This is a genomic window from Venatorbacter sp. C2-1, from assembly GCF_022832715.1.
Classification (GTDB): Bacteria; Pseudomonadota; Gammaproteobacteria; order Pseudomonadales; family Oceanobacteraceae; genus Venatoribacter; species Venatoribacter alkanivorans.
On sequence record NZ_CP094879.1, the window covers coordinates 1091148 to 1107394 of the forward strand.

The following is a 16247-nucleotide window of genomic DNA, read 5'->3' on the forward strand; positions in this document are numbered from 1 at the left end:
CGCCGTGTTGTGGGCTGTGGTGCTTATGTCTGCTCTGGCTCAGGTCGGGGTGGTGCACTGGCACCGCGTGCTGCTGCAGGTGTGGCAACAGGAAGATGCATTACGGGCGCAGCTGCTGCAGGAACATACCCGTTTGCTGCTGGAAAAAAGCACATTAACTGCGCATGGCCGGATCGACCAGCAGGCGCGTAAACAATTAAACATGACAGAACCAGGCAAGGTGCAGGTGCTTTCACAATGAATGCGCAACCGAACCAAGAGACAACATTAAGCGGCATCACCCGCTGGCGTTTTACGCTGGTGCTGGTGGTGTTTGGCTGTCTGCTGGCTGCGGTTCTGGTGCGTCTGGTTATGCTGCATACCGTGGATCAGCCTTTCCTGTTTGAGCAGGGTGAAAAGCGTACGGTGCGTGAAGAAGTTCAGCCGGCAATGCGCGGCATGATAACCGACCGTTATGGCAAACCACTTGCAGTCAGTACTCCGGTGGTAACGCTGTGGCTGAATCCGCAGCAGGTTAATGTTCAGCAATTACCGGCTGTCGCCACGGATCTTGGTCTGAGCACCAGAGAACTGGTGCGCAAAGTTGAACGGGCGGCCTCTCAGGGTCGCTCTTTTTTATACATTAAGCGTCAGGTTCAGCCGGAGCTGGCACAGCAGGTATTAAAACGCCGTATCGCCGGTATTTATGGTGATGATGATTTCCGCCGTTTCTATCCGGCAGCAGAAGTGACCGCACACACGGTGGGTATCGTTGATGTGGACGGTAATGGACAGGAAGGTCTGGAGCTGGCTTTTGATGAATTTCTGCAAGGCAGCGAAGGCTCGCGCCAGGTGGTTAAAGACCTGTATGGCAATGTGATTAAACAATTAAAAGTTAATGCGGTGCCAAAGCCAGGCGGTGACTTGGCGTTAACGCTGGATCTGCGCCTGCAGTATCTGGCATACCGCGAATTAAAAGCAGCCGTTTCCCAGCATAATGCTAAGTCCGGCAGTGCAGTGTTGGTGGATGCGCGCAGCGGGGATGTACTGGCTCTGGTTAATCAGCCGTCTTATAACCCGAATAACCGCGCCAGCCTGCGTGCGGAAAACATGCGTAACCGGGCTATCGCCGATCTTATTGAGCCGGGCTCTACGATTAAACCTTTTACGGTGGCTGCGGCTTTAAGTTCCGGACGTTATTTCCCAGGTTCCGAAATTAATACAGCGCCGGGTTATGTGCGGGTTAAAAATAAAACCATTCGCGATCACCGTAATTACGGTGTGCTGGATATTACCGGTGTTATTACCAAATCCAGCAACGTTGGAGTTACCTATCTAGCTCATCAGCTGGGGGCAGAGAATATCTGGAATTTTTTCAGCAAAGCCGGTATTGGCCAGGCAACAGTGCTGGGTTTTCCCGGAGAAGCGGTAGGCAGCCTGCCTTATCCGGAGCAAATGGATGCTCTGCGTCTGGCGACGGTTTCTTACGGCTATGGTTTATCGGTATCGCCTTTGCAGCTGGCGCATGCCTATACCAGTTTTACTCAGGGTGGTTGCCGTAATCCGGTGCGTTTATTGATGAATAATCAACCACAGACGGAATGTCAGCGGGTAATGCCAGCGAAAGTTGCCCGTCAGGTTCTGGATATGCTGGAAACTGTTACCTCAAAACAGGGAACCGGCAGTCGTGCCCGGGTTGCCGGTTACCGCGTTGGCGGTAAAACCGGTACTGCGCATAAAGTGGGTCAGCAAGGTTACGAAGATTCAGAATACACCGCGGTATTTTCCGGAATAGCGCCGATTTCCTCCCCGGATCTGGTGCTGGTTGTTGTGATCGACTCACCTCAGGGCAAAGAATATTACGGTGGTGAAGTAGCAGCGCCGGTATTCTCACGCATTATGCAACAGGCGTTGCGTCTGCGTCAGGTTGCTCCGGATGATGGCAGTGTACCGGCGTTACAGATGGCAGGAGGTCCGGCATGAAATTAAGTCAGATGGTTACTCCTGAATTATTTATTCCGCCGGAGTGGGATCGTGAATTCGCACAGGTTGCTGTCGATAGCCGCGATGTACAGCCTGGCGATGTATTTATTGCCCGTCGCGGTTTGAAGAGTCATGGCGAAGAACATATTGCCGCAGCTATTGAGCAGGGTGCGGTTGCGGTACTGGCAGAAGGTGAGTTGGGCTTCCGTTGTGAACAGAGCCCGCATTTTCCTGCCGTCCCTGTCTTCTTTAATAATGAAATTCCAGCCTCGTTAACCACCTGGCTTCATCGTCGTTATGCACCCGTTGCGGATATGAAACTGACAGCGGTAACCGGTACTAACGGCAAAAGTTCTGTGACGCAATATATGGCACAGCTGGCTGGTTTTTGTTCAGTACCTTGCGGCGTATTGGGGACTTTAGGTAATGGTGTATGGCCAGATCTTCAGACCAGTCGTAATACAACCGCCGATTTATCCGTAATCTTACGTCACCTGAACAATATGCAGGAAAACGGTGTTGATTTTGCCGCACTGGAAGTCTCATCCCATGGTCTGACGCAGCAGCGTGTGGCCGGATTGAACTTTCGGGTAGCCGTGCTGACCAACCTCACCCAGGATCACCTGGATTATCACGGCAGTATGGCCGATTACTTTGCGGCAAAGCGTCAGTTATTCGTTGGTCATGATATTGAAGCGGCATTAATTAATATTGATGACGATTATGGCCGCCGACTGGCCGCTGATTCAGCAGTAAATACCAATGTCATTACCTATGGCCAAAGCGAGCAGGCTGCAGTGCGGTATTCCGCTGTGCAGATGCAGGCCCGTGGAATGCAGGCCTGGCTGGATACCCCATGGGGCAATGGTTTATTGGTCCTGCCATTAATCGGTGAATTTAATCTGGCCAATGCAACGGCTGCGATTGCTGCACTGGCCTTGCAAGGATTTGATTTTAAGCAGCTGCTCGCGGCTGCACAAAAACTGGAGCCGGTGGCCGGACGTATGGAGTTGTATGTAAAAGATGATGCGCCACTGGCGGTTATCGATTTTGCCCATACGCCGGATGCTTTGCTGAATGTATTGCAGGCACTTAAGCCCTGGAATAAAAAAATTACTGCGGTATTTGGCTGTGGTGGTGATCGTGACCGCAGCAAGCGCGCGCTGATGGCTCAGGTAGCTGCCGCGCATGCGGATGTAGTCTGGCTGACAGACGACAATCCGCGCAGCGAAGATCCGCAGCAGATTTTTGCCGATGCACTCAGCGCAGAGAATACCAGCGATTTTTATTGTGAACATGATCGCAGCCGTGCCATTACACAGGCACTGGATATGACAACTGCTGCCGGTATTGTACTTATTGCCGGCAAAGGTCATGAAAATTATCAGGAAGTTCAGGGCGTGAAATTACCCTACAGCGATGCCTCAGTGTTAACTCAGGCGGGTTATCGCAAGGCCGGACGGTTACTGAGCGGAGATCATCATGCTGAGTAATTTGTCGCTGTCGCAATTAGTTAAAATTGTGCATGGGCAGCTGCAGGATAATACGGCAGCTGCGCTTGATGATGACATGATTCATGGTGTGAGCACCGACAGCCGTAACATTAAAGCCGGTGATCTGTACGTACCATTAAGCGGTGAACGTTTTAATGGTCATTATTTTATTGCTCAGGCCGCAGAGCAGGGCGCGGTTGCTGCGCTGATTGATCAGGATGTGGATACTGCCCTGACACAGTGTCTGCCGTTAATCCGGGTAACGGATTGCCTGATCGCGCTGGGGCAGATTGCCGGCTGGAACCGCAGTCAGTTTCACGGGCCGTTGGTTGCCGTAACCGGCAGTGCCGGTAAAACCAGTGTGAAACAATTAATGAGTAGTGTACTGGCACAGCGCTACCGCACATGGATGACACAGGGCAATCTGAATAACCATATCGGTGCGCCGCTGACGCTGCTGGCATTACAACCTGAGCATGAGGCGGCCGTCATTGAACTGGGTGCCAGTGGTGCCGGTGAAATTGCTTACACCGCACAGTGGGTTAAACCTCAGGTTGGCATTATTACCAATGCTGCAGAAGCTCATCTTGAAGGTTTTGGCAGTCTGCAGGGAATTGTGCAGACCAAAGGTGAGTTGCTCGATTTTATTCAGCCAGGCGGCTGCGCCATTTTAAATGCCGATGATGTGTTCTATGGCGAATGGGCAGAGCGCGCAGCGGCGGTTAAATTGCTCAGTTTTGGATTTTCTGCCTCAGCGGACGTACGTGCCAGTGCTTTGCGCTGTGATCTTCAGGGCAGTCATTTTGTACTGCATCTGGACGGTGAAGAATATGCAGTTCGCCTGCCATTACTGGGTGAACACAATGTGCGTAATGCGCTGGCTGTGAGTGCCGCGGCTTATGCGCTTGGGCTGAGTGCTGCTGAAATTATTCAGGGTCTGCAACAGGCAACCACGGTTTCCGGTCGTTTGCACTGGCTGGATGGGCAAGCCGGTCAGCGGATTTTAAATGACGCTTATAACGCCAATCCTGCGTCAGTCAAAGCAGCTATCGACGTGTTAAAACACGCGGCACAGAGCTGGCTGGTATTGGGCGATATGGCCGAACTTGGTGAAGGCGAATTGGCTGCCCATGTGGATATTGGTCTGTACGCCAAAACGCAGGGAATTCAGCATTTATTGGCAACGGGCGAGCGCAGCCGGAAAACGGTTGAGGCATTTGGCGCCGGAGCGCACTGGTTCGCAACCAAAGAAGAATTGGTGCGGTATTTACAACAACAGACCACTAAACAGGATGTCATTCTTGTTAAAGGGTCACGTAGCGCTGGTATGGATCAGGTGGTTCAGGCGCTGCAGAAAAATACAGAGGAAAACTGATCATGTTGCTATGGCTGGGAGACTGGTTAGCGCAGTACCACTCCGGATTCGGGGTCGTTAACTATTTAACGCTGCGCGCTATTCTGGCGGTGATTACTGCCCTGATGGTGTCATTACTCCTTGGGCCTGTGGTTATCCGCAAATTGCGTGAATACCAGATTGGTCAGGCGATCCGTGAATTAGGTCCTAAATCCCATTTAAGCAAAGCCGGTACTCCGACCATGGGCGGCGTGCTGATTCTGCTGTCGATTGCCGTCAGTACTTTGCTGTGGGGCAATCTGGAAAATCGTTTCGTCTGGGTTGTACTGCTGGTAACCCTGGTCTTTGGTGCGATCGGCTGGGTGGATGATTACCGTAAAGTGGTTGAGAAAAACTCCCGTGGTTTACCGGGGCGCTGGAAATATTTCTGGCAGTCGGTGTTCGCCTTAATTGCTGCCGCTTATCTTTTCTACAGTGCGCAAAGTCCGCAGGAAACCCAATTGGTTGTTCCTTTCCTGAAAGATGTGATGCCGCAGTTAGGCCTGCTGTTTATTCTGTTGACCTACTTTGTAATTGTCGGCTCCAGTAATGCCGTAAATCTGACCGATGGCCTGGATGGTCTGGCGATTATGCCAACCGTGATGGTGGGTGGTGCTTTAGGTATCTGTGCGTACCTTGCCGGTAACGTTAATTTTGCTAGTTATCTGCATATTCCTTATATCGCCGGTGCCGGTGAACTGGTGATTTTCTGTGCCGCTATTGTCGGCGCCGGTATCGGGTTCCTGTGGTTCAACACCTATCCGGCTCAGGTTTTTATGGGCGACGTGGGCTCTCTGGCATTGGGCGCAGCATTGGGTGTGGTGGCGGTGATCGTTCGTCAGGAAATTGTGTTGTTTATTATGGGCGGTATTTTTGTGGCGGAAACCGTATCGGTGATCCTGCAGGTTGCCTCATTCAAAATGACTGGCAAGCGTATTTTCCGCATGGCACCGTTGCATCATCACTATGAATTAAAAGGCTGGCCGGAGCCGCGCGTTATTGTCCGTTTCTGGATCATCACCATTATTCTGGTGCTGATCGGTTTAGCCACGCTGAAGATTCGCTGAGGAATCTGAATTTATGTCGCAGCTGATTTCCACAGATTACAAACGACTGATCGTCGGTCTTGGCATGACCGGGCTCTCTGCTGCCCGTTATTGCCAGAGCCGCGGCTGGGCGTTTGATTTGTGCGACAGCCGCGATGTGCCACCGGGACTGGATGCGGTACGCAGCGAGTTTCCACAGTCGGCTATTTATAGCGGTGAATTGCAGGCCGCTGTCCTCAGTCAGTACGACGAATTAATCGTCAGCCCCGGCATTGCGGTTTCTCATCCGGCCATTGCTGCAGCCCGTCAGGCCGGTGCTCGGATTGCCGGTGATATTCAGTTATTTGCCGATGTCTGCAGCAAGCCATTAATTGCCATTACCGGCTCCAATGGTAAAAGCACGGTCACTACTCTGGTGGGAGAATTACTGGCAGCGGCCGGCAAGCGTGTTGCGGTTGGCGGTAATATTGGTATTCCTGCGCTGGATCTGCTGCGTAACGATGCTGGAATCGATATCTATGTCTTGGAGCTGTCGAGCTTTCAGCTGGAAACCACCGAAAACCTGGCCGCCTCGGCTGCGGTGGTGCTCAATATGAGCGAAGACCATATGGACCGTTATCAGGGCATGGCGGATTATCATCAGGCCAAGCACCGCATTTTTCAGCAGTGTCGTGGCGTTGTGGTGAATCGTGACGATGCGCTCAGTCAGCCGCTGGTTTCCGATAAAATGCCGCGTCTGAGTTTTGGTGTAAATAAAGCGGACATCGGTCAGTTTGGTCTTGAGCGAATCGACGGCGAAAGCTGGATCATGTTCGGTACTGAAAAAATTATCGCTGCCAGCGAGCTGAAAATTAAAGGTCAGCATAATCTGGCAAACGTAATGGCGGCGCTGGCACTGATCAAACTGCTGTCGGTAGATATTACTGCCGTATTACCGGCGCTGCGTGAATTTGCTGGCCTTGATCATCGTTGTCAGTGGCTGGGCAATAAAGCCGGTGTTGATTTTTACAACGATTCTAAAGGTACCAACGTCGGTTCTACTCTGGCGGCGCTTTATGGTCTGGGGCCGGAAATTAACGGAAAAATCTGGCTGCTGGCCGGTGGTGAGGGTAAAGGACAGGATTTCAGTCCACTGGCTTCTGCCTGTGAGCGATACGCCGCGGAAGTTCTTACTTTTGGTGCTGATGCAGGAACCATTGCGGCGGCCGTTGCTAACGTTTGTCCGGTATCGCAGCAGGTTACTTTAGCTGAAGCTTTTACCCGCGCCTGTTCTGTAGCAGCTGCAGGTGATGTCATTTTATTGTCTCCGGCTTGCGCCAGTTTTGATCAGTTTAAAAACTATGTCGCCCGCGGAGAATATTTTGCGCAGCTGGTAAAAACGGAAATCAGCACTGAGGTGGCGTCATGAATGCTGAACGCTTTCTCTGGCAGAGCCGGCAGAGCATGTTTTATCCCTGGCTGGCGCTGATGTGCCTGGGTTGGCTGATGGTGGCATCGGCTTCAACCGGAATCGCAGAGTTTTATACCGGTAATGCTGCGTATTTTGCTGTGCGTCATGCCGTTTACCTGCTGTTAGGCGTTGCCGTGGTTTATACCATCAGCCAGATTCCGCTGAGCTGGTGGAGCAGGGTTGATGTGATTTTTCTGCTGTTGGCGGTAGCGGGTCTGATTCTGGTGTTTGTGCCCGGAATCGGCCACGAGGTTAACGGCAGTCAGCGCTGGCTGAACCTGGGGATTATTAAAATTCAGGCATCAGAACTGGCGAAATTAGCGGCGGTTTTTTATGTGTCTGGTTATCTGGTTCGCCGTCAGGATGAAGTTCAGCAGCAGTGGTCTGGCTTCCTCAAACCGCTGGGTATTCTGGCCGGAATGGTTTTCCTGTTGTTGCTGGAGCCGGATTTTGGCGCCGTTGTTGTGTTGATGGGGGCCGTGCTGATTCAGTTATTTTTAGGTGGTGTAAAAGCCGGGCAGTTTTTCCTGCTGTTAATCGCCACCTTAATTATCAGTGTCGTGGTACTGACCTCCGAAAGTTACCGTGTTGAACGCTTGATGGCTTATCTCGACCCCTGGGCGCCAGAGCATGTGTACGGCACCGGTTATCAGCTGACCCAATCGCTGATTGCTTTTGGCCGTGGAGACTGGTTTGGCGTAGGTCTGGGTGAAAGTGTGCAGAAATTATTTTATCTGCCGGAAGCTCATACGGACTTTGTTTTTGCCATCTGGGCAGAAGAAACCGGTCTGATTGGTGGTGTAGCTGCTTTGACATTATTGGCTGTTGTTATTGCTCAGATCTGGCGGGTGTCATGGAAAGCCCAGCTGCAGGGGCAGTTATATGGTGCTTATGTTGCCATTGGTATTGCTTCGTTGTTAGGGCTGCAGGTGGTGATTAATCTGGGTGTGAATATTGGCCTTTTACCAACGAAAGGACTGACATTGCCTTTCTTCAGTTATGGTGGCAGCAGCTTGCTGGTGTGCTGCGTTATGGTTGGTATTGTAATGCGTATTGCTCATGAAAATGATCAGGCTAATCAGAGCGAAAACGCTGCTGCGGGAGGTGCTGCATGAGTCAGGCATCTTCGGGTAATGTTTTATTAATGGCAGGCGGTACTGGCGGGCATGTTTTCCCGGCATTGGCCGTTGCTGAACAACTTAAACAGGAAGGTTTTACCATTCACTGGCTGGGCACAGCATCCGGTATTGAAAAAGACCTGGTGCCTGCCAACGGTTATCCGCTGCATTGCATTAATATCAGTGGCCTGCGTGGTAAGGGCAAACTGGGTTTGTTAACTGCGCCGCTGCGTATTGCTAAGGCAATTCTTCAGGCGCGGAAAATTATTAAACAGATAAAACCTGTCGCGGCTTTAGGCTTTGGTGGTTATGCCACAGGCCCCGGTGGTGTTGCTGCCCGTCTGAGTGGGGTGCCTCTGCTGATTCATGAGCAGAATGCTTTCGCTGGTATGACCAATCGTTTATTAAGCCGCATCAGTCAGCATGTTATGCAGGCATTTCCGGGAGCTCTTGCGGGAGCCCAGGTTACCGGAAACCCGGTACGTGAAAGTGTTCTCAACCTGCCTTCACCAGCGCAGCGGATAAAAGCCGATGGGCCACTTAAGGTTCTGGTTGTCGGTGGTAGCCTTGGTGCTGCTGCGCTGAACCGTACGGTGCTTGCGGCGATGCAATTGCTGTCTGAAAATCAGCGCCCGCAGTTACGTCATCAGGTGGGTAAAAGTAATCTGGCAGAAATGCAGGCTGCTTATGAGCAAGCCGGAGTGCAGGCTGAGGTTATTGCTTTTATTGATGATATGGCGGCCGCTTATGGTAATGCCGATTTACTGATTTGCCGTGCCGGTGCACTGACCGTATCTGAAGTTGCAGTCGCAGGCTGTGCAGCGATTTTTGTACCTTTCCCTTTTGCGGTGGATGACCATCAGACTGCAAACGCAGAGTACCTGACGAAAGCCGGTGCGGGTCTGATCTGTCAGCAGAATGAATTAACCGCGGAATGGCTTGCAGCTCAGTGGCAGCACTTTTCTGAGCACAGAACATTATTACTGGAAATGGCTGAGAAGGCGCGTAGTCAGGCCATCACCAATGCAACCGCACAGGTTGCTGAACAGATTAAGAGGTTTGCCCGTGACAGATAAATCCAATACACCGCTGAATCATCTGATACCGGAAATGCGCCGCATCCGCTGCATGCATTTTGTTGGTATTGGCGGTGCCGGTATGTGTGGTATTGCTGAAGTATTACTGAATCAGGGCTATCAGATTTCCGGTTCAGATTTACGTCAGTCGGCGGTTACTGAGCGGCTGCAGGCTCTGGGGGCCACTATTTATATCGGCCATCAGGAAAGTAATGTCACACATGCTGATGTACTGGTGGTGTCGACAGCGATTGATCATGAAAATCCGGAAATCCGTGCCGCGGTTGAGGCGCGTATTCCTGTTGTCCGTCGTGCGGAAATGCTGGCGGAGCTGATGCGCTTCCGTCATGGAATTGCGGTGGCCGGAACCCATGGTAAAACCACAACCACCAGTATGGTGACATCGGTACTGGCTGAAGCCGGTCTGGACCCGACCTTTGTTATCGGTGGCAAATTAAACAGTGCCGGTACTAATGCCCGCTTGGGAGCCAGTCGTTATTTAGTCGCTGAGGCCGATGAGAGCGATGCTTCTTTCCTGCACCTGCAGCCGATGGTTTCTATTGTTACCAATATCGATGCTGACCATATGGCGACTTATGGCGGTGATTTTGAACAGCTGAAAAATACCTTTATCGAATTTCTGCATAATCTGCCTTTTTATGGGCTGGCGGTGGTCTGTATTGATGACGATGTTGTGCGTGAATTATTGCCGCGGATCAGTCGTCAAACCGTCACTTATGGTTTTTCGGAAGATGCTGATTATCGTGCCACCGAGTTGCGCCAGGATGGACTGTTCACGCACTTTACCGTACAGCGCCCGGCAGGCCGTGCGCCGCTGAATATCAGTCTGCGCATGCCTGGTAAACATAATGTGCTGAATGCTATGGCGGCTATTGCGGTAGCGGATGACGAAGGTGTGGCAGACAACGCAATTGTTACATCACTGGAAAAATTTGCCGGTGTGGGCCGTCGCTTTACAGTCTGTGGTGAATTTCCATTGGGTGATGGTGATGTGATGCTGGTTGATGATTATGGTCATCACCCACGCGAACTTGAAGTTACGCTTGATGCCATTCGCAAAGGATTTCCTGAACGCCGGCTGGTAATGGTATTTCAGCCACATCGTTACAGCCGGACCCGCGATCTGTATGAAGACTTTACCCGGGTACTATCCGGTGCCGATGTACTGCTGTTAATGGATGTATATCCGGCGGGAGAGAAACCCATTGCCGGTGCTGATGGACGTTCGCTGTGCGGCAGCATTCGCCAGCGTGGCATGGTAGATCCTATTTTTATTGAGCGTGATGAGTCTCTGGAGGCACCGCTTAAAAGCGTATTAAAACCAGGTGACCTGTTACTGACTCAGGGAGCCGGTGATATCGGCAATCTGGCTGTGACATTAACCCAGCAATTACCGGTATGGTTGGCAGAGGTAAAAGTATGAACGTTGCCGCATTAGGAAAAATCGCGGTTTTAATGGGCGGAACATCTGCGGAGCGCGCGGTGTCACTGAAAAGTGGTCAGGCTGTTTATGCCGCCCTGCAGCAAAGTGGTGCTGACGTTATTGCTATTGATGTTCAGGCGCATGCGATTGAGCAATTAACCAATGTTGATTTTGATGTGGCGTTTATTGCACTGCATGGTCGTGGTGGTGAAGACGGTACTATTCAGGGTGTGCTGGAGTGGCTGAATAAACCTTATACCGGCAGTGGTGTAATGGCATCTGCCCTGGCAATGGATAAATGGCGCACCAAGCTCATCTGGCAGGCAGCAGGTTTGCCGACGCCAAAAGCGTTTCTGCTGAATGAGAACAGTGACTGGAGTCAGCTGATTACCGAACTGAACGCCGATGCCATTGTGAAACCAGCACGTGAAGGTTCCAGTATCGGTATGCGTAAGGTTCACACTGCAGAAGAACTGCAAAACAGCTTTGACTTTGCCCGTGAATACGATGGACTGGTTTTGGCTGAGTCCTGGGTGAAAGGCGCAGAGTTCACGGTTGCTATTGTGGATGGCAAGGCGTTGCCGGCTATTCAGTTAAAAACCAGTCATGCTTTTTATGATTACGATGCCAAATACCAGGCAAATGACACTCAGTATTTGTTGCCTTGCGGTCTGTCAGCGGAAAAGGAGCAGGAATTACAGCAACTGGCTCTGAAAGCGTTTGATGTTATTGGCGGTCAGGGTTGGGGGCGTATCGATGTGATGCAGGATCAGAACGAACAGTTCTGGTTGCTGGAAGCAAATACCAGTCCGGGAATGACCGATCACAGTCTGGTACCGATGGCAGCGGCTGCGGTTGGTATGAGTTTTTCTGAACTGGTTGTGCATTTATTAACGGAAGCCAGGGAAAGAATTCGTGGCTAAAAAAGCAGCTCCACGCGGCGCAACCCCTTTGGTGGTTAAAGAGCCCATACAGTGGCGGATAACGATGCCGGATATTGCCTGGCAGTGGCTGTTGTTGCCATTAATCGTGGTTGCTTTGGCAGCTGGAGTCCGCTGGGCGTATCACAGCTGGCCTATTACCAGTGTTGATGTTAAAGGGCGCTTGTCGGTCTGGAATGCAGAGGATATCGCAGGAAAAATTGTCTGGGTAAAAGACGAGAGTTTTTTCTCGCTGGATCTGCAGCGCGTATATCAGCAGCTTTCCGGGTTGCCATTAATTATGCAGGTGACTGTGCGTAAACGCTGGCCGAACACGTTAGAAGTAAATCTTTATGAAGATGTGCCGATGGCAATCTGGAATGGGGATCAGCTGCTGAGCGGAAATGGACGTTTAAGCGAAATTCCGGCACACCTGAACGCCGGGAATCTGGCGCGAATTGATGGTGACCGTAATTACGCTGAAGCGGCAGTAAGACATTTTCGCCGTATCCAGCAATCGCTGGGGCATTTGAATATTGGAATCAGCCGGTTGACGGTTTCTTCTGTCGGTGCGGTTGATGTGGAATTAAGTAATGGCTGGCAGGTTCGTTTTGGTCGCCAGTATTTTGAAGAACGCGTTCAGCGTTTGGAATTATTGATCGCGCAACTGCCGGAAGCTGCGGTTGTGAGTGTTGATTTACGCTACGGAAAAGGTGCCGCCATTGGCTGGCGCACAGTGCAGGAGATGGGATGATGAGTCAGGTACAACAAAAAAATATGCTGGTTGGCCTGGATATTGGCACCTCTAAAATTGTGGCCATTGTTGGCGAGTTGGGGGCGGACGGCACTATCGAGGTGGTTGGTCTGGGTTCTCATCCGAGTCGTGGGCTAAAAAAAGGCGTGGTGGTCAATATTGAATCCACGGTGCAGTCCATCCGGCGTGCTGTGGAAGAAGCCGAATTAATGGCGGGCTGCACGATCCATTCAGTTTATGCCGGTATTGCCGGCAGCCATATTCACTCAATGAACTCTCATGGGATTGTTGCTGTTCGGGATCGTGAAGTAACGCCTATGGATGTCGACCGCGTTATTGACGCGGCTCAGGCGGTGGCCATTCCTCAGGATCAGCGTATTCTGCATGTCTTGCCGCAGGAATATGTAGTCGACAATCAGGAAGGTATTAAAGAACCGGTGGGAATGTCCGGTGTCCGTCTTGAGGCGAAAGTGCATTTGGTTACCGGCGCCGTTAATGCAGCACAGAATATAGAACGTTGCGTTCAGCGCTGCGGTCTGCAGACCGATGCCATTATTCTTGAGCAGCTGGCTTCCAGTTATGCCGTATTAACAGACGATGAACGCGAATTGGGTGTCTGCCTGGTGGATATTGGTGGCGGTACAACGGATATCGCAATTTTCACTGAAGGTGCAATCCGTCATACCGCGGTGATTCCGATTGCCGGTGATCAGGTCACCAATGATATTGCAATGGCGCTGCGTACTCCGACTCAACACGCAGAAAAAATCAAAATTAAATATGCCTGTGCTTTAACTCAGTTAGCTAAAGCCGACGAGACAATTAAGGTTCCTAGTGTTGGCGAACGCCCTCCACGCGACCTTTCCCGTCAGGCACTGGCAGAAGTAGTTGAACCCCGTTACGACGAACTTTTTACCCTGATTCAGGCAGAGCTTCGTCGCAGTGGTTTTGAAGATATGGTTGCTGCAGGCATTGTTCTGACCGGTGGTACCGCAAAGATGGAAGGCGTAGTGGATCTGGCTGAGGAAATTTTCCACATGCCGGTTCGGCTGGCAAAACCATATGGTGTGTCAGGGTTGACCGATGTGATTAATAACCCGATTTATTCGACGTCTGTGGGCTTGTTGTTGTATGCGGCAAAACAGCACAGGAATAAAACAAATAATACCCGCAATGAAGATTGTCCGGATGGCTTTTATTCCAAAATAAAAGATTGGATTAAAGTCAACTTTTAAGATTAAATATTATTCAGCGCGCTAAGGAGATAACGCTATGTCTCAGCAAAGAGAAGGGGATATGTTCGAACTGGCAGATGATTTACAACAATCGGCGGTCATTAAAGTCGTCGGCGTTGGTGGTGGTGGTGGCAATGCTGTTCAGCACATGGTGGCTGGCAACATTGAAGGTGTTGATTTTATTTGTGCTAACACCGATTCACAGGCACTGCGTAATGTGAGTTCCCGCTCCATTATTCAACTGGGTAACGGTCTGACCAAAGGATTGGGTGCAGGCGCGAATCCGGAAGTGGGCCGTCAGGCTGCTCTGGAAGATCGTGAACGTATCGCCGAAGCACTGAAAGGTGCTGATATGGTATTTATCACTGCCGGTATGGGTGGTGGTACAGGTACCGGTGGTGCTCCGGTTGTTGCTGAGGTGGCGAAAGAATTAGGTATTCTTACTGTTGCTGTGGTTACCAAGCCGTTCCCGTTTGAAGGTAAAAAACGGATGTTGATTGCTGACCAGGGTCTTAAGCAACTGGCCGAGCATGTCGACTCCCTGATTACTATTCCGAACGAGAAGCTGCTCTCTGTCTTGGGGAAAAATACTTCCCTGCTGGATGCTTTTAAAGAAGCAAACAATGTTCTGCAGGGAGCTGTTCAGGGGATTGCCGATCTGATTACCCGCCCGGGTATGATCAACGTCGACTTTGCTGACGTGCGTACAGTGATGTCCGAAATGGGTCAGGCGATGATGGGAACTGGTGTTGCCAGTGGTGAAAACCGTGCCCGAGAAGCTGCAGAGCGTGCAATTGGCAGTCCGCTGCTGGAAGATGTTGATCTGCAGGGGGCCCGTGGCATTCTGGTTAACGTAACTGCAGGTTTTGATCTGTCTCTGGGTGAGTTCAGCGAAGTCGGCAGCGTGATCGAAGAGTTTGCCTCTGAGCATGCAACCGTTGTTGTTGGTACTGTAATTGATCCGGATCTGTCGGATGAGCTGCGTGTAACTGTTGTTGCTACCGGTTTGGGACGCCGCGACGCGATTGAGGAACCAAAGCCGACCAAGGTGGTCGATAACACGGTCAACGCACGTAAGGCTGATGGCACGACAGATTACAGTCAGCTGGATCAGCCGACCGTAAAACGTCAGGCAGGTAACGCCGCGAAGCAGTTGGATGTCGCAGCTCGTCCGGATATGGACTATCTCGATATTCCGGCCTTTTTGCGCCGTCAGGCTGATTAAAGAATGCGCACTAGCGCATTCTTTATTTATTGCTATAATGCCGGACTAGTCTTTTTGTATGAAATTTGCTCAGTAATGGCAGGATTGTTCAGATGATTCCACAACGAACGTTAAAAAACGCTATCCGGGCGACTGGGGTTGGCCTTCATTCAGGTGAGAAGGTGTATCTCACGCTGAAACCGGCACCTGTTGATACCGGTATCGTGTTCCGACGTATCGATCTTGATCCGGTTGTGGATATCCCTGCTCACGCGCTGAATGTTGGCGAGACAACGTTGTCCACAACGCTGGTTAAAGATCATGCACGTGTAGATACCGTTGAACACCTGTTGTCAGCAATGGCGGGCTTGGGTATCGATAATGCGATTGTTGAACTCAGCGCGCAGGAAGTGCCGATCATGGACGGCAGTTCTGGTCCGTTTGTGTTCCTGGTACAGTCCGCAGGTATTGCTGAGCAGAATGTTGCGAAGCGCTTTATCCGTATCAAACGTCGTGTTGAAGTGCGTGAAGGCGATAAAGTTGCCTCTTTTGTTCCCTACGATGGCTTTAAAGTCAGCTTTGAGATCGATTTCGATCATCCGGTATTTAAACAGAGCGTACAGAAGGCAAGCCTGGATTTTTCATCCACTTCTTATGTAAAAGAAGTCAGCCGTGCCCGTACCTTTGGCTTTACCAAAGATCTGGAATACATGCGCTCCAAAAATCTGGCACTGGGTGGCAGCGTTAAGAACGCCATCGTGGTTGATGAGTATCGTGTGCTGAATGAAGACGGTCTGCGCTACGATGATGAGTTTGTGAAGCACAAAATACTGGATGCGGTAGGTGACTTATACCTGCTCGGTCACAGTCTGATTGGTGAATTCATCGGCTATAAGTCGGGTCATGGCCTTAATAATAAGCTGCTGCGTGAGCTGTTGTTGCAGGAAGATGCCTGGGAATTTGTCGAATTTGCTGAAGAAAGCTCGCCAATCTCCTACATGCGTCCGGCCGCTGCTGGTTAACTTATTGAAACAGTAATACGTTTGAGTATCCTCATACAAAGGCCATAATTGATTTATGGCCTTTGTTTTGTGGGTGGCTGGTGATTCGTTTATACGGGTCAGGCAGGCAGGAAGTCAGTGCCAGAGATTG

14 protein-coding genes are annotated in these 16247 nt (G+C 51.0%); all 14 read left to right on the forward strand.

What is annotated here, in order from left to right:
• The first annotated feature begins 4 nt into the window (after positions 1–4).
• A complete protein-coding gene (ftsL, locus tag MT343_RS04965; RefSeq protein ID WP_145469582.1) occupies positions 5–241 on the forward strand; it encodes a cell division protein FtsL in 237 nt (78 codons plus the stop codon).
• The gene (locus MT343_RS04970; RefSeq protein ID WP_145469581.1) at positions 238–1962 is read left to right on the forward strand and encodes a peptidoglycan D,D-transpeptidase FtsI family protein; all 1725 of its coding nucleotides are present in this window, start codon (positions 238–240) and stop codon (positions 1960–1962) included. The genes ftsL and MT343_RS04970 overlap by 4 nt, the downstream gene beginning before the upstream one ends.
• The gene (locus MT343_RS04975) at positions 1959–3455 is read left to right on the forward strand and encodes a UDP-N-acetylmuramoyl-L-alanyl-D-glutamate--2,6-diaminopimelate ligase (protein WP_145469580.1); all 1497 of its coding nucleotides are present in this window, start codon (positions 1959–1961) and stop codon (positions 3453–3455) included. The genes MT343_RS04970 and MT343_RS04975 overlap by 4 nt, the downstream gene beginning before the upstream one ends.
• Positions 3445–4830 carry a UDP-N-acetylmuramoyl-tripeptide--D-alanyl-D-alanine ligase gene (locus MT343_RS04980; RefSeq protein ID WP_145469579.1) on the forward strand — a complete coding sequence of 462 codons (1386 nt, stop codon included), beginning with the start codon at positions 3445–3447 and terminating at the stop codon, positions 4828–4830. The genes MT343_RS04975 and MT343_RS04980 overlap by 11 nt, the downstream gene beginning before the upstream one ends.
• Positions 4831–4832: 2 nt before the next feature.
• A complete protein-coding gene (gene mraY, locus MT343_RS04985; protein WP_145469578.1) occupies positions 4833–5915 on the forward strand; it encodes a phospho-N-acetylmuramoyl-pentapeptide-transferase in 1083 nt (360 codons plus the stop codon).
• A gap of 13 nt (positions 5916–5928) precedes the next feature.
• Complete coding sequence (gene murD / locus MT343_RS04990; protein WP_145469577.1) at positions 5929–7302, forward strand: UDP-N-acetylmuramoyl-L-alanine--D-glutamate ligase; 1374 nt, start codon at positions 5929–5931, stop codon at positions 7300–7302.
• Positions 7299–8459 (forward strand): putative lipid II flippase FtsW, encoded by a 1161-nt coding sequence (ftsW, locus tag MT343_RS04995; protein WP_145469576.1) that lies wholly within the window; start codon positions 7299–7301, stop codon positions 8457–8459. The genes murD and ftsW overlap by 4 nt, the downstream gene beginning before the upstream one ends.
• On the forward strand, positions 8456–9538 hold the full coding sequence (gene murG / locus MT343_RS05000; RefSeq protein WP_145469575.1) for an undecaprenyldiphospho-muramoylpentapeptide beta-N-acetylglucosaminyltransferase: 1083 nt from the start codon (positions 8456–8458) through the stop codon (positions 9536–9538). The genes ftsW and murG overlap by 4 nt, the downstream gene beginning before the upstream one ends.
• A 34-nt stretch (positions 9539–9572) precedes the next feature.
• Positions 9573–10982, forward strand: coding sequence for a UDP-N-acetylmuramate--L-alanine ligase (gene murC / locus MT343_RS05005; RefSeq protein WP_225692348.1), 1410 nt, complete (start codon positions 9573–9575; stop codon positions 10980–10982).
• Positions 10979–11905, forward strand: coding sequence for a D-alanine--D-alanine ligase (locus MT343_RS05010; RefSeq protein ID WP_222428577.1), 927 nt, complete (start codon positions 10979–10981; stop codon positions 11903–11905). The genes murC and MT343_RS05010 overlap by 4 nt, the downstream gene beginning before the upstream one ends.
• Positions 11898–12656, forward strand: coding sequence for a cell division protein FtsQ/DivIB (locus tag MT343_RS05015; protein WP_145469572.1), 759 nt, complete (start codon positions 11898–11900; stop codon positions 12654–12656). The genes MT343_RS05010 and MT343_RS05015 overlap by 8 nt, the downstream gene beginning before the upstream one ends.
• Positions 12656–13891, forward strand: a complete 1236-nt coding sequence (ftsA, locus tag MT343_RS05020; protein ID WP_145469959.1) for a cell division protein FtsA — start codon at positions 12656–12658, stop codon at positions 13889–13891. The genes MT343_RS05015 and ftsA overlap by 1 nt, the downstream gene beginning before the upstream one ends.
• A gap of 61 nt (positions 13892–13952) precedes the next feature.
• Positions 13953–15116, forward strand: a complete 1164-nt coding sequence (gene ftsZ / locus MT343_RS05025) for a cell division protein FtsZ (RefSeq protein WP_145469958.1) — start codon at positions 13953–13955, stop codon at positions 15114–15116.
• A 92-nt stretch (positions 15117–15208) separates the two neighbouring features.
• Complete coding sequence (gene lpxC, locus MT343_RS05030) at positions 15209–16117, forward strand: UDP-3-O-acyl-N-acetylglucosamine deacetylase (protein WP_145469571.1); 909 nt, start codon at positions 15209–15211, stop codon at positions 16115–16117.
• Positions 16118–16247: the final 130 nt, after the last annotated feature.